Raw genomic sequence first — 19,362 nt, 5'->3', positions numbered from 1 at the left:
GTTGGGCGTCAATAAATTAGCACAGTTGTGGATTTGAGCTAATGTTAAATGAGGTTCGGTTAATCGGCTTTGGTCTTTGGGTGTACTATGCCTATCCAGCAAGAAAATGTCGAAGAGACACTCTTTTTTAGTCAGCTTTTGAAGCAAACGTCCGCAATTGAATTACTTAAACAAGTATTGATGCACTCCCATCATGCGGTGGTTATCACTGATGCTGATCGCAATAATGGCTATCGCATTGTTTATGCAAATAAAAAGTTTTGTACTCACACAGGGTATGAATTAGCTGAGCTGGTTGGTAACTCGCCTGCTATTTTGCAAGGCCCGAAGAGTAATAAGCGTGTTATTGCCAGGCTCAGTGCGGCATTAGAGCGTGATGGCTTTTTCTATGGTTCTTCTATTAATTATCGTAAAGATGGCAGCATGTATCCTGTAGAGTGGAACATATCTGCGGTGCGCAATGAACAAGGTGTTGCGACTCATTACATATCAATGCAAAAAGACCTAACCAACCTGCGACGACTCGCGGAGCAAATTCAAGAATCAACCACAGTATTTAAGCGTTTTTACTTTAATGCGACCCACAATCAAGCATTTGTAGGGCCAGAAGCTCGCCGCTTTCGCAGCAAAGGTAAATCAACACCAGATGCTATAGAGTTATTCGATGAAACACTAACTGAGCTTAAAAAAAATGAAAAGCTTCTCAATGGTAACCTGCGCTCTGAAGCGGCCGAGGAACTATTTGAAGATGCGTTTTTTGACATGGGGCCAGATGATCTAGGTGCTTTTTCTAGCAAACAGCAAAAGGGCCCTGAGTCAGCGGAAGGCTTTTGGCTAGAATGTCCAATTGAAGAAGATGACGTTGCTTGTTTACTCGAAGCTGTGGATGAGGTGGACGCGGAAGTTGGCTTGATCCAGGCGAATGGTTATTCGCAGCAACGTATTGAGCTGATCATCAAACTGTATAAGGAGCTGGCTAACAGTTTATACTTTTGTGTTGAGTTTAATGATGGTGCATTAATTATCGATGAGGTTGCAGTATGTTTGACGCAACACTTGAGTGATAGCGATATTCCAATTGAAATGTTAGTGATGTTCAATAAAGATTTGTTTGTGTGGATAAAAGAAGTATTTGACGCCAAGCAGTGCGATAATATTTATAATGGTGAAACCAACATGATTGCTGCGGGTCGGCAATTGATTGCGATGTTAAATTAATTTTAGCGTGCGTGAGCGACTAGCGCTTATACTGCTTGTTGGCAGGACACCTGCAGCTTTTTACTTATCCAACGTGAACCTCTAAGTGACATAAATGCCACATGTAAACTCCAGCATGGCGTTTGTATTGCCTAACTCATGATAAGCACTGAAGTGAGCTTGGCCTCCTAAAATCAAAGTATTCCTAACCTGTTTTATCAGTAATGTACTATAAATACATGGCACTGTTTTACGTCATTGCAGTTAAACGAATTGGTCGTGCATCAGCATAAAAACTGTGCATAATAATACCAAGTTTAACGTAATACCAATTTTCTTAATTAAGTGGTCTATTTTGAGGCGAGAAAATCTTGTCGATAACGAGGCAAAAATTTTGCTATTTAGTTGTTCTAAATGAGAAATTTTTAACGCTGTTAGCGTCAGATTTACTCCTTCAAATTGAGCAAGTATTAAGTCAAATTGGTATAATTAATGAGGTTCAAGGATGGCTATTTGTCGTATTAAGCACGTAATTTTTGATGTGGGTAATGTCTTTGTTAGGTGGTCGCCTGAGGAGATTATACGCCTTACTTTTGGCAGTGAATGTGATGTTGTGGGGTTATCTAAACAGTTGTTCCATAGTGAGACTTGGTTTGCGATTAACCGAGGGGAGCTGAGCGAAGCACAGACGAAGCAAGCCTTTATACAGCACTGCAGATTAACCTCAGAGCAAGCGGAGGAGTTGTTCTTTTATATCAAAGAATCACTGATCCCGCTGTATGGCACGCTTTCCTTAATGCAGCGCCTAAAAGCGGCTGGCTATAGTGCTTATGCCCTAACAGACAACGTACATGAAATTGTAAGCCACTTAAAAGCACGTCATACTTTCTGGCAATACTTTGACGGTGAAATTATTTCTGCTGAACTTGGCTGCATGAAGCCTGGCAAAGCTATTTTTACTCATCTACTGGAGCACTATCAACTCGCTGCGGGTGATTGTGTGTTCCTCGATGATGTCCTGGCGAACGTTGAAGGTGCAAAGCAGGTTGGTTTACACGGCATTCAATTTTTTAACGCAGCGCAAGCTGAGCGTCAGCTGCGTGAGTTGGGGCTAATATTTTAACCAGCGTTGACCTTTAAAATAATACCAATTTGCTTAATTAAGTGGTCTATTTTGAGGAGAGAAAACCTTGTCGATAACCCCGCTACCGCGTCCTGCTATCGCCAAGGTACTTACATCCGTGTAGGCAAGGCAAAAATTTTGCTATTTAGTTGTTCTAAATAAGAAATTTTTAACGTTAGCGTCAGCTTTACTGCTTCAAATTGAGCAAGTATTAAGTCAAATTGGTATTAATCATATCGCTTTAACATTATTAAGCTTTAGCTCTCTCTAATAAACCTTTCTCTAGCGACAAATTTTTCTACTAGGGTGTGAGATTAATTTGTATTGTCAGTAGCCCAACGCATTGAGATTGTTTGGTCTTTTTATTCATGCAACACTGCATCATGAGAATAATTGAAAACGGAATGAAGATGCGAAAATTAACAGCACTGGTGTGGTCTTGCTCTGTCTCCTTGTGCGTAGGTGCTGCGCTTGGAAACACGGCGCATGCTGACGAGTCACCCATATTTAGCTCTAAAGCTACGGCGCAACCAATCTGGGCTGAGCATGGTATGGTGTCGAGTCAAGAAGCACTTGCCAGTCAGATAGGTGTAGAGATCCTTAAGCAAGGTGGTAATGCCGTTGATGCAGCTGTTGCGGTTGGGTTTAGTCTGGCGGTAACTTTACCAAGGGCTGGAAACATTGGTGGTGGTGGCTTTATGTTAGTGCATTTAGCAAAAGAAAATAAAACCATCGCTATTGATTATCGCGAAATGGCGCCAAGTAGCGCCCATAAAGGTATTTTTCTTGATGAAAACGGTGAAGTAGACCCTAAACTTAGCCTTCAACATGGCCTTGCTGTGGGTGTCCCAGGTACTGTTATGGGGATGGAGTTAGCACTAAAAAAGTATGGCACCATGACCCTTAGCCAAGTTATGCAACCGGCGATAAAGCTGGCGCGTGATGGCATTAAAGTGACCTCTGATCTAGCCAACTCACTATCTCATAATTACATTAAGCAGCGAATGCTAGATGTACCCGCGTCTAAGGCAATATTTTATAAAGAAGATGGCAGTAGTTACAAACCAAATGAATGGTTGGTACAAACTGATCTTGCTCACTCTTTAACGCTAATCGCAGAAAAGGGCAGTGCGGGTTTTTACCAAGGTGAGACGGCTAAGAAAATCGTTGCGGCAGTAGAAGCGGCTGGTGGCATTATGACACTTGACGATCTAAAAGCATATAAAGCGCTGGAGCGTCAGCCGCTAACAGGGTCATATCGAGGCTACGAAATCATCTCTATGCCGCCGCCTTCATCAGGTGGAGTTCACATCATAGAGATGTTAAATATGTTGGAGCAATACCCAATTGGTGAACTGGGTCATAACAGCGCCGCAACTATCCATTTGATGGCTGAAGTTATGAAGCGTGCCTACGCTGATCGCAGTGAATACTTAGGCGACCCTGATTTTTATGACGTACCAGTTGAGGCGTTAGTTGATAAGCAGTTTGCAAAGCAACGCAGTAAAAAGATACATCCAGATAAGGCAACGCCAAGTAGTGAAATTAAGCCCGGTAAATTGCTACCGTTTGAAAGTAACCAAACCACGCACTATTCCGTCGTTGATAAATGGGGGAATGCAGTTAGTAACACTTATACTCTAAACTTTAGCTACGGCTCGGGTATTGTAGCGGCAGGTACGGGGATTTTACTCAACAACGAAATGGACGACTTCTCGGCCAAACCCGGTAGTCCTAATGGCTTTGGGTTAGTCGGTGGTGAAGCCAACGCTGTTGAAGGTAAGAAACGTCCGCTAAGTTCGATGACCCCGACCATCGTCATGAAAGAGGGTAAACCCTTTTTAGTAACAGGTAGTCCGGGTGGCTCACGAATTATCACCACCACGCTACAGGTCATTATGAATGTTATCGATCATGGCTTGAATATCGCTGAAGCGACCGTGGCTCCGCGTATTCATCATCAATGGTTACCAGATGAAATTCGGATAGAGCGTAGTTTAAATGGTGACACCCGACGCCTACTCGAAAGTAAAGGGCATAGGCTTTCAGAAAAAAACGCCATGGGATCGACCCAGTCAATCATGCTTACCGATAAAGGGCTATTTGGTTCCTCAGATCCAAGACGAGCTGACAGTGCTGCGGTAGGATATTAACTCACTTCTCACCTCAGTCTAGAGTAAATGGAATAGGGGCGTAGTAGCCCCTAGTCTAGCAAATGCCACAAGGTTATAAGTTGAAAGCAAAACCTGCCAATCTATTGTTTATCCAAACCTTAGGTTAGTTAAGAAATATTCGTTTTTATTTTGCTAAGCACACCGCTTTTTTGTCTGAAATTTCACTATCACAAGTTAAAAAGGCTGCACCATTTTCATCCAAAAACTGTCCTTGCCACTTTCCTCCTTTACCAAGTTCAATTGATAAAAAGCCAAATTTGCCTTGTGTATTCACCACCGCATTTTCACCATCCAAGTTGTAATCATATTCACTAAAGGCATTGGTGTTACTTAAACTAACACCACTGTTACCTACGACAATTTGCGGCGGCCTAGCGGTGCTTGTTGCAAAAGTTGAAGACTGATAAATGTGCATATGTCCTGCGAGCGATAATTTTACATGATCGGGCAGTTGGCCAGATTTGGTGCGTTTCAATGCAGTTTGTAGCATTACGTTTAGGGTATCTTTGGTTGTTGGGTTCTCAACGCCCCAAATGGGTCTGTGGCTCATGATCCACATGGGCTTGGTTTTTAGTAATTCACTTCTGACATTTAGTCTTTGATATTGTTGCTGGTAAACTTTAGTTAGCCCATTATCGGCACTGGCATCACACGCATTCGCGCTATCCATTACCCAAATACTGAGCGGCTTTAAATTGATGGTATAGGAGTTTTGCACAATGATATGCGCGCTTGCAGATTTTGGTGGTTGAGTATAATCACCTTGTGCTGGGCATTGTTGTTGGTCTACAGCATCAGGGAGGGCTGCCCCTGGGCCAAAAAAGTAAAACCAGCCAACGCCAGCTCGACTACACAACTCGTGATTTCCCCGTGCAAAAATCCATGGTGCCGTAGTTGAAAGTTGACGCGTCGCAAAAAAGAAGTCGGCTTGCCAATTACTCCATGTGTCTGGCCTGGGGCTATTTAGCGCGTTTTGGCTGTAGTAAGTGTCATTTAAGCCACAGCTTGCACCACCGTAGCCGCCGTCACCTGCGTCATAGGCGTAGGTATCCCCAGAGATTGCGCCGCCAGTACCGCGATAATTGAGATCTCCCATGTGAAGCAGTAGCTGTGGTCGTTGTTGTGCTCCTTGCGCCGTAAGGCTTTTAAACGGCTCAGCAGCGCTGTTGTTTTTACACACTGACGATTTACAGCCGGTATCGCCGAAAACCGCGATTTTCTTAGGGTCAAAGGTGACTGGTGCTAACGAAAATGCGCTATTGGTGACTGTATAGGCAGTGTTTGATCTTAGCTTTGCTTCACATACGGTAACAGGAAAGTGCGCCGGGTTTGGGCGCTTTGCTCTTAATGTCATTGGTGTGACAGCTTTATTTGAGATAAGAGAGGGACATTGGCTGGCGTCGGTTAGTACACCATCGACAATCACTCGAGCATAAATATTGGGGGTTTCAGTAGTTGAGGGCGCAAACATAGTGTAAGCGCCGAGCACTTTGGTATTTGCTTGTTGTACAGCAAGTGTACTACTGCAAGCTATTAAATTGAGCGCAGCAATGGCAATGATAACGCGCATGACTTCATTCCTTTTTTAATGTAGTAGAAGGAAGTTTAATTGATTGTTAATAGTTTGCGAGCCTTCAATGCAAATATCTGTGATCACACCGATACTCTATCCTCTTAGTAGCAAAAATACCCCAACTAACGCAATTAACCCACCATATAGCATTGATTTAGTGATAGTTTCTCTGCGTAAAAGCCCAATCGTCATCACCATAAGCGGTGCCGTTGCAAAGATGGTTTGCGCGATGGCTGGGTCGGTATGATTAACGGATATCAACTGTAGCCATAGGCCGATAAAAGTACCAAAAAACACCGCAACAAACAGCCAGTTTTTGCCTTGAATTTGTTTCAGCGTGAGTGCCTTAAGTAGGCTTTGTGAACGCAGATAGGTGACAATAAAGGCCACAAATAAGGTACCTGAGGCGAGACGGATAAGTGCTGCCCACAAGCTGCTGATGCTTTCGTTAGTTAATGCGCCTTTGGAAAGTACCATACCCGCAGCTTGGCAAACAGCCGCTGTAAGCGCGAAGCAAACGCCAAGTATATAGTGCTTGTTGTCTACTACTGGTTGGCTACGACTCGGTTTGATTGCGAGCATTACGCCTACTGTCGTGATAGCAATGCCAAGCCAAGCTGATGTGCTAAGATAAACACCAAGAATAATAATATTTAAGATCCCAGCAATGGCAGGTGCTAGGCTTTCAATCACCAAAGTGCGTGCAGGGCCAATATTTCTAAGTGCAGCAAAGTAGGCGCTGTCACCAATCGCTATGCCCAGTATGCCACTGGCAATCAGCCAGCCCCAACTAGAGAGTAAGGTGGGGTACATGGTATCAGCGGTGACGAGTAAACATAATATCATCAGAGCAGAAGCAATAACGCCTTTGCTGACGTTTAGCTCAAACGGACTGAGGTGATGGCTAAATCGCTTGTATAAAATTGTTGAACCAGCCCATACTCCGGCTGCTGCAATTGCTGCCGCTTCCCCAATGCCAATCATATATACCACGCTGCTTGTGCTTATTAATTTGGTGGCAAGTATACATACATTGAACAAAAAATGGGGAGGGAGCGAGATCAAATCGTTATTATGGGGTTTTGGACGTCCATACATCTAGAGGTTGAAATTTTCCTGTTTTTGTCCATAATAATGCCATTCGATTAGTCTGGAGCAGCGCATGCCAATCACCGTCACCGACGAACTCCCAGCCATTGCCCAACTGCGTCATGAAAATGTTTTTGTGATGCCACAAAGCCGTGCATCAACGCAAGAGATCCGCCCTATGCGACTTGCCATATTAAACTTGATGCCAAATAAAGTGGAAACTGAGGTGCAATTTATTAGGCTATTGGCCAATACGCCTTTGCAAGTGAATGTCGATTTACTACGGCTAGACACTCACCGCAGTTCTGAAAATTCAGAGCAACACCTAGACATGTTTTACCGCTATTTTTCAGATGTAAAAGAGCAAAACTATGATGCCTTGATCGTCACTGGCGCACCACTGGCGCATCTTGAGTATGACGATGTGGTGTATTGGCAAGAGTTACAGGCGTTTTTTGATTGGGCAGAGCACCATGTTACTTCAACGCTCTTTTCTTGCTGGGCAGCGCATGCCGGTTTGTATCATCACTATGGCTTAAAACGGGAACTCAAAGAGGACAAACTGTGCGGTGTGTTTAAGCACCACTGTTATTTTGACCACGGGGCGCTGACTCGCGGCTTTGACGATGAATTTTTAGTGCCTCATTCTCGATATGGCCATATTGATGTCGACAAAATTAATACATGTAAAGACCTTGTAATTTTAGCTGGTTCAGAAAAAGTGGGTGCTTACTTAATAAAAAACCATTCCGGCAGCCAAGTCTATATCACCGGTCATCCAGAGTATGATGCTGACACGTTACAAAAAGAATATTTACGTGACTGTGAGAAAATGGCTAATGCACCACTGCCCGAGAACTATTTTCCTGAGAATGACACCACAAAGCGCCCCTCCAAAACATGGCAAAGTCACGCGTTTTTGTTATTCTCAAATTGGTTAAACTACTATGTTTACCAAACCACACCTTATGATATTAACTTAGTTAGCCAAGATGTAAGGACTAACAATTATGCCGAATAATGTAGCCGTAAACGGTGAGCAAATTGCAGCGCAGCTTAAGCAAGCAATGCAGCAACGTATTCTGATCTTAGACGGTGCGATGGGTACAATGATCCAAAAGCACAAATTAGAAGAAGAGGACTATCGTGGTGAACGTTTTAAAGATTGGCATGTCCTTATCAAAGGTAACAACGATCTGCTAAGCTTGACACAACCTGAGATTATCAAGCAGATCCATCGTGATTATCTCGCTGCTGGCGCGGATATCATTGAAACCAATACTTTTAATGCCACCACTATCTCAATGGAAGATTATGATATGGCAAGCCTGAGTCGAGAGATTAATCTCGAATCGGCGAAGCTTGCACGTGCGGTGTGCGATGAATTTACCGCCCAAGACCCCAGCAAGCCTCGCTATGTGGCAGGTGTACTTGGTCCAACATCAAAAACCTGCTCCATTTCTCCTGATGTAAACGACCCTGGTTTTCGCAATATCACTTTCGACAAGTTGGTTGCAGCTTATGTCGAGTCAACGCTTGCCCTTATTGAAGGCGGTGCGCACCTTATTTTGATTGAGACTATTTTTGATACCCTGAATGCCAAAGCCGCGTCTTATGGCGTGGAGGAAGCTTTTGAGCAAGCTGGGGTGAGATTACCTGTGATGATCTCAGGTACTATAACCGACGCGTCAGGGCGTACGCTGTCAGGGCAAACCACAGAGGCGTTTTATAACTCCATTCGCCATATTAAACCCATTTCCATTGGTCTGAATTGTGCGCTAGGCCCAGATTTACTAAGACAATATGTAGAAGAGCTATCACGGGTATGTGAAACGTTTACCTCTGTGCATCCAAACGCTGGGCTTCCCAACGAGTTTGGTGAATATGACTTAGAAGCCGATGACATGGCAAAAGAAATTATCGATTGGGGTAAAGAAGGATTTATCAACATAGTTGGTGGTTGCTGCGGCACCACACCTGAGCATATTAGCGCCTTTGCACGTGGTCTTGCACAAACCCCGCCGCGTAGCTTGCCTGACATCGAAGTGCGGATGCGTTTGGCAGGACTTGAAGCCTGTAACTTAAATTAGGAATTCACCATGACACAAACAGCAGTATTTACTAACGTCGGTGAGCGTACCAATGTAACGGGTTCAGCAAGGTTTAAGCGCCTTATTCTAGAAGAGGATTACGAAACTGCATTAGATGTTGCCAGAGAGCAAGTTGAAAATGGTGCTCAGGTAATTGATATCAACATGGATGAAGCCATGTTGGACTCAAAAGCAGCGATGGTAAAGTTTCTCAATCTGATAGCGTCAGAGCCAGATATTTCAAAAGTTCCCATCATGGTTGACTCGTCTAAATGGGAAGTCATTGAAGCGGGCCTGAAATGTATTCAAGGTAAAGCCATCGTAAACTCAATCTCCTTAAAGGAGGGTGAGGCACCATTTATTCATCAAGCTAAAATTATCAAACGTTTTGGTGCAGCCGTGGTAGTTATGGCGTTTGATGAAGTTGGTCAAGCGGAGAGCGCAGATAGAAAGTTTGAGATCTGTCAGCGCTCTTACAAAATCTTGGTTGATGAGCTTGGGTTTCCGCCAGAAGACATCATTTTTGACCCAAATATTTTTGCGGTCGCCACGGGGATTGAAGAGCACGATAATTACGCCGTTGAATTTATCGAGGGCACGCGCAGAATCAAGCAAAACTTACCGCACTGTAAAGTGTCTGGGGGCGTATCGAACGTATCCTTCTCATTCCGCGGTAACAATCCCGTGCGTGAAGCTATCCACTCTGTATTTTTGTACCATGCGATTAAAGCGGGTATGGATATGGGGATTGTTAACGCCGGTCAGCTTGCAGTGTATGACGATATTCCAAAAGAGCTCCGTGATGCCGTTGAGGATGTGATCCTCAATACCGACGCTGGTGCTGGCGAGCGATTAGTTGAGATAGCGCCCAAATATTCAGGTATGGCGCAAGCAGACAAAAAAGAAGATCTAGAGTGGCGCTCTTGGCCAGTTGAAAAACGCTTGGAACACGCGCTAGTTAAAGGGATCACAGAGTTTATTGACGAAGACACCGAAGCCTGTCGTCAGCTGTTTGATAAGCCAATCCAAGTGATTGAAGGGCCTCTGATGGATGGTATGAACGTGGTTGGCGATTTGTTTGGCGCGGGCAAAATGTTTTTGCCACAAGTGGTGAAATCTGCTCGAGTGATGAAGCGCGCGGTGGCCTACCTCGACCCTTACATTGAGGCAGAAAAAGAAGAGGGCTCAAGTAACGGTAAAGTGATCATGGCCACAGTTAAGGGCGATGTACACGACATCGGCAAAAACATCGTGGGCGTGGTACTGCAATGTAATAACTACGAAGTTGTGGACTTAGGGGTGATGGTGCCAGCAGAAAAAATCCTGCAAACGGCCATTGATGAAAATGCTGATGTCATTGGCTTGTCTGGCCTTATTACGCCTTCTCTTGATGAAATGGTGCATGTCGCTAAAGAAATGACACGCCGCGGCTTTGATATTCCATTGCTTATTGGTGGTGCTACCACATCGAAAGCCCATACCGCAGTTAAAATTGAACCTCAGTACGACAAAGGTGTGATTTACGTCAATAACGCCAGTCGCGCGGTTGGTGTGGTATCTAGCCTGCTAAGTAAAACCCAAAAGCCCGAATTTTTGGCAAAAACCGCGGATGAATACGTCAAAGTGCGAGAGCAACAAGCGCGTAAAAAGCCACGCTCAAAACCGGTTACCTTAGCGCGAGCTCGGGATAATGCTGCAAAACTTGATTGGCAAAACTATACGCCACCGGTACCAAGTAAGTTGGGGATCACTGAGTTTAAAGATGTGAGCATCAAAACTCTGCGCGATTACATCGACTGGACGCCATTTTTTATGACTTGGTCATTGGCTGGTAAATATCCACGTATTCTGCAAGACGAAGTGGTTGGTGAAGAGGCGCAAAAACTGTTTCATGATGCCAATGCCATGTTAGATCAACTAGAGCGAGATGGTAGTTTGCAGCCACTTGGTGTGATTGGTTTGTTCCCGGCTAACCGCGTGGGTGACGATATTGAGATTTACAAAGATGAGTCACGAAGTGAAGTCTTGGTTACGTCATGTCAGCTGCGCCAGCAAACCGAAAAAACTGATTTTCCTAACTATTGTTTGTCGGATTATATTGCACCTAAAGGCACTCCTGATTATTTCGGTGCATTTGCCGTCACCGGTGGTCTTGAAGAAGATGACTTAGCAGAGGCATTTGATGCTAAGCAAGACGACTACAACAAGATTATGATTAAGGCAGTTGCAGATCGCTTAGCCGAGGCATTTGCCGAATACTTGCATGAACAAGTGCGTAAAGTGCACTGGGGATTTGCTGCGGATGAAGCGCTCAGCAACGAAGAACTTATCCGTGAAAACTATCAAGGGATCCGTCCGGCGCCAGGGTATCCTGCGTGCCCTGAACACACCGAGAAACAAAAAATTTGGCAACTGTTAGATGTCGAAAACCGTATCGGTATGAAGCTGACTAGTTCATACGCCATGTGGCCGGGAGCTGCGGTGTCGGGTTGGTACTTCTCGCATCCAGATTCTAAGTACTTTGCCGTTGCGACTATTCAAAAAGATCAAGTTGAAGATTATGCGACGCGCCAAGGGATGTCATTAGCGGAAGCTGAGCGCTGGCTCAGCCCAAACCTCGGCTACGAAACGACATAAACTGGATGATGATATAGCCCTATTTCTATAGGGCTTTTTATTGCGCTAAACAACACATCCTATGACTGATACCAATCAGCCTTAATACTTGTTCAATTTGAAGGCAGAAATCTAACTGCGTTAAAAATTTCTTATTTAGAATAACTAAATAGTAAGGTTTTGCCTTGCCTACAGATGTAGTTACCTCGGCGTGATCAGGACGTGAAAGCGATGTGACGGACAAGATTTTCTTGCCTCAAAATAAACCACTTAAATAAAATAATTAACATAGCTCCAAATTCAAACCTTGAGCTAGATAAATTAAGCATCCAAATTTATTAGATAATGTTGTTTTGTGGTTAACAATGGAGACTAAACTAACGTATACTAGATTGAATAACTGTTAATAATAAGGTTTTCGTCAACAATGAAAATGAAGTGGGTATGTTGGCTTTTGTTTATTTCGCCCATTAGCTGGGGAAGCAACCAGCTTGTTGTAGACATCATTAGCAGTGAAAATTTCAGTCAACGCTACGAAGACTTTCTTGCAGGTCGTCATGTGTTAGATGTTGACACCTTTCATCCCACAACCAAGGGATCTCATATCGAAATCATCGAAATGGTGTTACTGCAACAAGCGCTGTTTCTCGGTGGCGAAACCCGCCAAGTTGTATTCAACCCAAAACCATCTGTCAATATTTTAGAGTTTTCCGATCTGATAGCAGGAGAGAGCTTAATTCTGGCCCGCAGTGTTTGGCATGAAAGTATCGTAGATTATCGAGGCGCATTATTTATTTCTGAGCCTATTGTTGAGGTTGGTGAATATGAGGCGGGTTTGTATGTTACAAAGCGCAATGTCGCGTTGCAACAGACTCCACTGTCCCAATTGAGGCAGCTTGATGTGGTTTCTAACCCGAGATGGGCAGTTGATTGGCGAGCCCTGATGAATACAGATTTACACATGGTGAGTTTTATAGGTCCATGGGAAACTATGTTAGAGATGGTGGAAAGCAATGTGGTTGATACCATGTTGATCAACTTCAGTGTGAGCGATTCTTTGGTGTTAACCTTTGAGGGGAAAGAATATGTTCCTATAGAAGACATTAAAGTTGTATTACCCGATTCTCGCCATTTCGTTGTTAGTAAAAATCACCCTGAAGGTGAGCAAATATTTGCAGCGCTAAATCGTGGTTTACACGTATTAAAGCAAAGGGGGATCATAAAGCGAGCACTTACTGAGTCTGGCTTTATTAACAAAAGGGTTGCGAATTGGCAGGTGGCTAATGCAAAAATGGTAGTTGAGGTAGATTGATGCAATTTTTGCTTATGGTGTTTGGTGTCGTTTTTGCACTTTTGCCGTCCTTTGGTACGTTGGCTTATGAATCTAAAGCACACATGCAGCAGATGTACGATGCTTTGCTACTTTCAGTGGAAGAAGACTATGATTTGTCGCTATTGCCCAGTATTCGTGCCCTCAAAGAGCAAGCACGAGGGCAGGGTGATAAAGAATTGCAAATTAAAACCCTATTGCTTGAGGGGAGTGTAGTGCAACACTTTGGTGAGTTTGAAGCTGGGCTGGATCTGCATCAACAAGCTTTGCAACTCGCTGGATCTGAAGCTAACACTATGCTTAAGGCCACGACTTATCTTGCCATTGCACATCTAGATATCGACCTTGAAAGTTTTGATCTTGCACAGCGGTATTTAGACAAAGCGTTACAATTGATAGAAACAATTGACGATAACGCGCAGATACATGCTGAGATTATGCTCTGGCAAGCACGCCTATATATGGATAAAGGCGCATATCGATTGGCACTTAAAACCGCAGCCACGCCGTTAGCTTCCTCTGTTCGTCAAGAAACTATCGCACAGTTAAGCTTAACGCGTTCATGGGCGTATTTGCAGCTCGGTAAGTACCCACAAGCAAGAGCAATTATCCAAAAGTTGGATGAACAAAACTACCTGATGAAGAATCAGCGGATGCGCATTATGGCTGCGGTGCAGCGAGCGCGGATCGCGTTACAAGCCGGTGAATATCAAGATGCGATAACACTTGCTCAACAGGGATTAGAAATCACATTAGGTACGCGATTTTTGCTGTTTCAGTCTCAGCTTCAATGGATATTAGCGGCAGCGTATGCCCAGCAAGGTAACTATCAACAAGCGCATCGATACCTAAAGCGATATACTGTGACTGAAAAGTCGTTAAATTTGCAAAAGCGTAATAGCAAACTTTTGAAACTCGAAGCGCAGTATTCGCTTGCGCAGCAACAACAAGCGCTTGATGCACTTGAGCGTGATAATGCTCAGCAGGCAAAGCTTATTATTGCTCACCAACAGCAGATTGAGAATGCAAGGCTCAATCAGCAGCGTTGGCTGTTAATTGCACTACTTACCTTTACGCTTATCACCGTGATTTATTGGCGCTGGCAAAATAGGCAGTACACCAAACGACTTGAAAGCCAAGTCACAGCACGAACAGAAGAGCTTGCTGAGCGCAACAAACGCCTGCAAACCTTGAGCTTTACAGACAGCCTGACAGGACTTAATAATCGCCATCATTTTTTTAGTGTGATTGACAGTAAAATTGAAGCATGCCGTCAAGTTTGGCACGGTGCGCAGCCAAAAGGCAGTGCAGATCTTATTTTTGTGATTGTAGATATTGATCACTTTAAGGGGATCAATGACACTTTTGGTCATGCCGCTGGTGATATAGTTTTACAAGATTTTTCTGAAATTTTAAAGCAGTGCACCCGTGAGTCAGACACGATAGTTCGCTGGGGTGGAGAAGAGTTTTTGTTGGTGATGCCTGATTTAGACTATGTGGCAGCACAGGAAGTGATGGAGCGGATCAGGCGGCAAGTGGAAATTTACCCTTTTATCGTCAATGACCAAGTTATCAATTGTACTTGCTCAATCGGCTTCGCTCCTTTTCCTTTTTACCCTAGTGAGCCTGAAAAGCTTGGCTGGGAGCACGTACTAGAATTGGCTGATGGTGGGCTATATCTTGCAAAAGCATCGCGCAGAAACGCGTGGGTCGGTGTTTTAGCAGGAGAGGGTGAGGCGCTTAGCGGCAGCAGTCCACTTGCACATAACCTACAGACGTATTTACAAACAGGGAGACTGAGCACGCTCTCAAATCTTGCTGATCTTATCTATTCTCGAAAAGCGGGGTAACAAGCTGTGCAGGCAATAGCATACATTATGGCGCCATTTAAGTGTATTATGTAGGGTAAAACAACCTAAAAAGTACGACCCGTTTTGTTACCCATAGAAGCTGTTATTCCCGATATTATTTCAACACTTGCCTCAGATAGTCGTTTGGTATTACAAGCGGAGCCGGGTGCAGGTAAATCTACCCTAGTACCGCTGCGATTATTACAGACAGGCTTATTCGGTGATAAAAAAATTATCATGCTAGAGCCACGTCGAGTTGCGGCTAAATCTATTGCGCATTATTTAGCAAAGCAGCTAGGAGAAACCGTTGGTGAGCGGGTGGGTTACCAAATTCGCAACGAAAAACGTCTGTCGGCTAAAACACGGTTAGAGATAGTCACTGAAGGGGTATTAACACGCCGTTTGCAAGCGGATCCTGAGCTGGTGGATGTTGGCTTGATTATTTTTGATGAATTTCATGAGCGCTCTATTCATGCTGACTTAGCGTTGATGCTGGCATATGAAGTACAACAAGCTTACAGAGATGACCTAAAGCTGCTAGTCATGTCGGCAACCATAGATACCGCACTGTTATCTCGCTATCTCGATGATGCCCCGATACTGACGTGTCCAGGAAAAACTTACCCCGTTGACGTCGCCTATTTTGGTAAACCGTCGCAGTATTTGTCTGATCATGTTCTGCGTGCATTGCAACAGGTACTTAGGGTGCAAGAGAGTGGCGATATTTTGGTGTTTCTCCCAGGTCAAGGAGAGATTGTACGCTGTATAGAAGCCTGCAAAGCCACACTTGGAGAGGACATTATATGCTTGCCGCTATACGGTGGTTTACCATTGGCAGAGCAAGAGAAAGTATTGAGCAAACAAAGTGCCGCGGTGAGACGCGTAATTTTTGCCACAAATATTGCTGAAACCAGTCTGACCATAGAAGGGATCACGGGTGTGATTGACTCAGGACTTGAAAAGCGTCTGACTTATGATGTGAAAAGTGGCCTCTCTCGGTTGGATACGGTAATGATATCTAAAGCTTCTGCCACTCAGAGGGCAGGACGAGCAGGACGTTTACAGCCAGGGTACTGTTTACGTTTATGGCAAGAAAGTGCGCACAATACCTTGGGTGACTTTCAGCCAGAAGAGATAACGACCACCGATCTTTGCTCGCTAGCGTTGGAGTTAAGTGCTTGGGGTATAACGCAATACCAAGATGCTAATTGGCTAAGTGCACCGCCAGAACGACACTTTACGGTTGCCCGTCAACTTAATCACGCGCTAAACCTCGTTGATGAACAAAATAAAATTTTAACCGCTGGGCAAATGGCATTGGCGCTGGGGGTTGCGCCAAGGTTGGCAAGCATGCTATTGCAAAGTAGCACATTACAAGAACAGCAAATTGCTTGCTTGTTAGCGGCGATGTTAAGTGAACGAGATATTCAAATACAAGCCAAAAACAGTGATATTGCTCGGCGATTGTTGGCATTAGTTGAGTATAGTAAAGACAAAAAGGCCGCCACTAGTGCTTACCGCCTACATCGTGCGACCACTGAAGTTGTACTTACTTTAGCCAAGTCTTTTGCTAAAAAGCTGGGCATTGTGTTAAACATCGAACGCCTCTCACTTACTGATATACATAACCATACTGCTAGTTTGCTGCTGCATGCCTTTGTTGATCGCGCTGCGCAAAAGCGTGCTCACGGTGACAATCGTTATTTACTTGCCAATGGTAGAGGCGTAACGCTACGCGAAGCAGATACGCTGCAAGGTGAGGAATATTTAGTGGTATGTGATGTGGATGGGAAAAACAAAGATGGCCTAGTATATCTGGCTTGTGCGGTGAGCCAGAGCCTACTCCTTGAACAGTTAGCCTCGCAGTTAAGCGAGGAAACCCATTATCAGCTAGACAATAAAAAAGAAGCGATACTTGGGCGTCGCCGTCTATGTTACCAGGCACTTATCTTAAAAGAACAAAACCTAAGTCAGATCCCTGCTTGTGAATTTGAGTCATGTGTGAAGGATATTTTAACTTCACAAGGACTTGGGCTATTAAACTGGTCCGCAAAAAGTCAAGCTTGGCTTGCACGAGCGAAATGGCTTGGCGAACATGTGGATGAATTTCCGTGTATCTCAGAAGCCCATTTAATCGCGCAGTTAGATACGTGGTTGCTGCCTTATCTCAGCGGTGTGAATACTATTAAGCAATTAAAACAATTGGACATCTTTAATTTGCTACAGGCAACACTGACGTGGGATCAACAGCAACAATTAGCGTCACAGGCTCCCGAATTTTATATTACACCCAGTGAAAAACGTGTCTTGATCCGCTACGACGAGCATCAAGGTCCGACGGTGTCCGTGGTGCTGCAAGAAATGTTTGGACAGCTAGAGTCACCCATGTTGGCTGGTGGTAAGGTTGCGGTACGCTTCGAATTATTGTCGCCAGCCAAAAGGCCTATTCAAACTACCAGTGACTTAGGAAATTTTTGGCGCACCTCTTACTTTGATGTAGCTAAAGAGATGCGTGGCCGATACCCCAAGCACCGTTGGCCAGATAAGCCGCTAGAAGAAAAGCCTGGTCGCTCGATAAAACCTAAATCTCATTAGTTGACGAAAGGCGAGTGGTAGGAAAAACTCCATCTTGTTCTTGTCTGCACAAATTAATGCTGTAAAGAGGCTTATATCTAGCTTTTATGCAGAAGTATTAGACATGATTGAAAATGGCCTGCTTTGTATTTAAGTCTATCGGAAAACTTCGCTCGCAACAAACGCGGTTACTCGTTAAGCTTGATGTAATACCAATTTGACTTAATACTTGCTCAATTTGAAGGAGTCAATCTGACGCTGACAGCGTTAAAAATTTCTCATTTAGAACAACTAAATAGCAAAATTTTTGCCTAGTTATCGACAAGATTTTCTCGCCTCAAAATAGACCACTTAATTAAGAAAATTGGTATAAAACGCGTGGCTATAGTTGAGGGGGAGAAATAGATGCAAATAAAAAGCAGGCAGCTAGTTATTTTTTTATTGTTAATAATGCTGGTGTTGGCCAGTTGGCTGCCGCCATTTAACGCTGCGATGATGGCGTTTATTGACGAAGCGTTACTTCAGTCTTCATTGGTCTATGCTTCTGCTCGTACCGTGAATGGTGCGATTTCTTTGCTGCAATCGGCAGAACTCGGCATAGGCGTAGCGAGTATTCAGCCAGCTCAGTTGCTCGATCCTATCAATGACTTAGCAGAATACATATCTAATGTAATGCAGCTGGCGATAGGCTCACTGTTTATTCAACGAATTCTATACTCTATTTCAACCCATGTTATGTTTAGTATCGCGTTTACGGTAACCGTGGTTGGTTACATAGTGTGCTCGTACATGGGGCTTTGGCAACATGTGCGAACTAAAATACTAGCGACTATGATATTGATCCGGTTTTTAGTACCTTTCGTTATTTTATCGACAGGCGTCACCAGTCAGTTGTTGTTAGATAATGAAATAGATAAACAAAACCAAGTTGTCTCTAGTAGTGTTGATGTATTTCAATCACAGGCGACGCAGACCAGCAGCCAAAGTGCTAGGTTAAAGTCCAAGGTCACTGAGCAAAAACAAACACATCGTGGGCATATTGAACAACTAACCAATCAACAAGTTCAGCTGCACGGTGAAGCGACTGAGCTCAGCGCACAACTTCAAGCACTATCAAAAGACATTGAAGCAGCGCAAGCTAATCGCAGTTTGTCACAGTGGCTAACATTTACTAAAAGTGAAGAAGCTAAGCCACTTATAGAGAAGCAGCAACAACTAGACAGTAAAAAGGCAAAGCTAGATAACCAAATCGCACTCATTAATAGAGAGAAAGACCAACATCAACAAGCTATTAATGAATTAAATGAGCAGCTTCAAGGTGATACAGAAGGCACACTCAGTCGAGCAATTAAAGCGGTATCTGGTGGAATTACCGATATGCTTAATGCCGCAGAGTCTTTATTTATTGATTTTTTGAATGTGGTTTCGCTACTAATATTAAAATTAGTACTCATGCCACTGTTATTTTTCTATTTAGCGAGTAAAGCCTTTAAGGGAATTTGGCGATATCATCGCACTGCTTCATGAGCATAATACCAATTTGACTTAATACTTGCTCAATTTGAAGGAGTAAATCTGACGCTAACAGCGTTAAAAATTTCTCATTTAGAACAACTAAATAGCAAAATTTTTGCCTCGTTATCGACAAGATTTTCTCGCCTCAAAATAGACCACTTAATTAAGCGAATTGGTATAATGTAAGCTTTGCTTAAAGATCAGAACGCAGTAACGTAAAGGGTATCAAAA

Annotated in this window: 12 protein-coding genes; 10 read left to right on the top strand and 2 right to left on the bottom strand. The window is 43.9% G+C overall.

The genetic code is table 11. From position 1 onward, the window contains the following. Positions 1-87: 87 nt before the first annotated feature. The 3 genes from F9Y84_RS05015 to ggt all read left to right on the top strand — a co-directional run bounded on the left by F9Y84_RS05015 (position 88) and on the right by ggt (position 4,473). The gene (locus F9Y84_RS05015; RefSeq protein ID WP_147389590.1) at positions 88-1,218 is read left to right on the top strand and encodes a PAS domain-containing protein; all 1,131 of its coding nucleotides are present in this window, start codon (positions 88-90) and stop codon (positions 1,216-1,218) included. Positions 1,219-1,702: 484 nt separating this feature from the next. Then, positions 1,703-2,320 (top strand): HAD family hydrolase, encoded by a 618-nt coding sequence (locus F9Y84_RS05010; protein WP_147391514.1) that lies wholly within the window; start codon positions 1,703-1,705, stop codon positions 2,318-2,320. A 410-nt stretch (positions 2,321-2,730) separates the two neighbouring features. Further along, the gene (gene ggt / locus F9Y84_RS05005; RefSeq protein WP_147390867.1) at positions 2,731-4,473 is read left to right on the top strand and encodes a gamma-glutamyltransferase; all 1,743 of its coding nucleotides are present in this window, start codon (positions 2,731-2,733) and stop codon (positions 4,471-4,473) included. A 145-nt stretch (positions 4,474-4,618) separates the two neighbouring features. Here the strand turns inward: ggt and F9Y84_RS05000 are convergent, their stop codons facing one another. Together F9Y84_RS05000 and F9Y84_RS04995 are read right to left on the bottom strand one after the other, a co-directional pair. Continuing rightward, positions 4,619-6,064, bottom strand: coding sequence for a metallophosphoesterase (locus F9Y84_RS05000; protein ID WP_147390866.1), 1,446 nt, complete (start codon positions 6,062-6,064; stop codon positions 4,619-4,621). 96 nt (positions 6,065-6,160) lie between these two features. Beyond that, a complete protein-coding gene (locus tag F9Y84_RS04995; RefSeq protein WP_147390865.1) occupies positions 6,161-7,051 on the bottom strand; it encodes a DMT family transporter in 891 nt (296 codons plus the stop codon). A gap of 178 nt (positions 7,052-7,229) precedes the next feature. Between F9Y84_RS04995 and F9Y84_RS04990 the strand changes: the two genes are divergently transcribed. The 7 genes from F9Y84_RS04990 (at position 7,230) to F9Y84_RS04960 (ending at position 19,143) form a co-directional block, all read left to right on the top strand. Next, positions 7,230-8,177 (top strand): homoserine O-succinyltransferase, encoded by a 948-nt coding sequence (locus F9Y84_RS04990; protein ID WP_147390864.1) that lies wholly within the window; start codon positions 7,230-7,232, stop codon positions 8,175-8,177. Then, the gene (locus F9Y84_RS04985; protein ID WP_147390863.1) at positions 8,167-9,246 is read left to right on the top strand and encodes a homocysteine S-methyltransferase family protein; all 1,080 of its coding nucleotides are present in this window, start codon (positions 8,167-8,169) and stop codon (positions 9,244-9,246) included. Before F9Y84_RS04990 ends, F9Y84_RS04985 begins: the two co-directional genes overlap by 11 nt. Before the next feature lie 9 nt (positions 9,247-9,255). Further along, entirely contained in the window at positions 9,256-11,883 is a 2,628-nt protein-coding gene (metH, locus tag F9Y84_RS04980) for a methionine synthase (RefSeq protein WP_147390862.1), read from the top strand. Between the two features lie 406 nt (positions 11,884-12,289). Next, on the top strand, positions 12,290-13,174 hold the full coding sequence (locus tag F9Y84_RS04975) for a hypothetical protein (protein ID WP_147390860.1): 885 nt from the start codon (positions 12,290-12,292) through the stop codon (positions 13,172-13,174). After that, a complete protein-coding gene (locus F9Y84_RS04970) occupies positions 13,174-15,042 on the top strand; it encodes a tetratricopeptide repeat-containing diguanylate cyclase (RefSeq protein WP_147390859.1) in 1,869 nt (622 codons plus the stop codon). The genes F9Y84_RS04975 and F9Y84_RS04970 overlap by 1 nt, the downstream gene beginning before the upstream one ends. A gap of 84 nt (positions 15,043-15,126) precedes the next feature. After that, positions 15,127-17,637, top strand: a complete 2,511-nt coding sequence (gene hrpB / locus F9Y84_RS04965) for an ATP-dependent helicase HrpB (RefSeq protein WP_147390858.1) — start codon at positions 15,127-15,129, stop codon at positions 17,635-17,637. Between the two features lie 384 nt (positions 17,638-18,021). Then, positions 18,022-19,143: a hypothetical protein gene (locus F9Y84_RS04960; protein WP_147391499.1), complete on the top strand. Its 1,122-nt coding sequence runs from the start codon at positions 18,022-18,024 to the stop codon at positions 19,141-19,143. Positions 19,144-19,362: the final 219 nt, after the last annotated feature.

It is taken from the genome of Pseudoalteromonas peptidolytica (assembly GCF_012641745.1).
In the GTDB taxonomy this organism is placed as follows: domain Bacteria; phylum Pseudomonadota; class Gammaproteobacteria; order Enterobacterales; family Alteromonadaceae; genus Pseudoalteromonas; species Pseudoalteromonas peptidolytica.
The sequence above is the reverse complement of the archived record's forward strand: the minus strand, read 5'-3'. Positions and strand labels throughout refer to the sequence as shown.

What these genes read in the sequence shown, in the direction of transcription:
- F9Y84_RS04970 (WP_147390859.1), top strand. Translation starts at nt 13,174, where the DNA reads ATGCAATTTTTGCTTATGGTGTTTGGTGTCGTTTTTGCACTTTTGCCG.
- F9Y84_RS04995 (WP_147390865.1), bottom strand. Translation starts at nt 7,051, where the DNA reads ATGATTGGCATTGGGGAAGCGGCAGCAATTGCAGCAGCCGGAGTATGG.
- F9Y84_RS04960 (WP_147391499.1), top strand. Translation starts at nt 18,022, where the DNA reads ATGCAAATAAAAAGCAGGCAGCTAGTTATTTTTTTATTGTTAATAATG.
- F9Y84_RS04985 (WP_147390863.1), top strand. Translation starts at nt 8,167, where the DNA reads ATGCCGAATAATGTAGCCGTAAACGGTGAGCAAATTGCAGCGCAGCTT.
- F9Y84_RS05000 (WP_147390866.1), bottom strand. Translation starts at nt 6,064, where the DNA reads ATGCGCGTTATCATTGCCATTGCTGCGCTCAATTTAATAGCTTGCAGT.
- F9Y84_RS05010 (WP_147391514.1), top strand. Translation starts at nt 1,703, where the DNA reads ATGGCTATTTGTCGTATTAAGCACGTAATTTTTGATGTGGGTAATGTC.
- ggt (WP_147390867.1), top strand. Translation starts at nt 2,731, where the DNA reads ATGCGAAAATTAACAGCACTGGTGTGGTCTTGCTCTGTCTCCTTGTGC.
- F9Y84_RS04990 (WP_147390864.1), top strand. Translation starts at nt 7,230, where the DNA reads ATGCCAATCACCGTCACCGACGAACTCCCAGCCATTGCCCAACTGCGT.
- metH (WP_147390862.1), top strand. Translation starts at nt 9,256, where the DNA reads ATGACACAAACAGCAGTATTTACTAACGTCGGTGAGCGTACCAATGTA.
- F9Y84_RS05015 (WP_147389590.1), top strand. Translation starts at nt 88, where the DNA reads ATGCCTATCCAGCAAGAAAATGTCGAAGAGACACTCTTTTTTAGTCAG.
- F9Y84_RS04975 (WP_147390860.1), top strand. Translation starts at nt 12,290, where the DNA reads ATGAAAATGAAGTGGGTATGTTGGCTTTTGTTTATTTCGCCCATTAGC.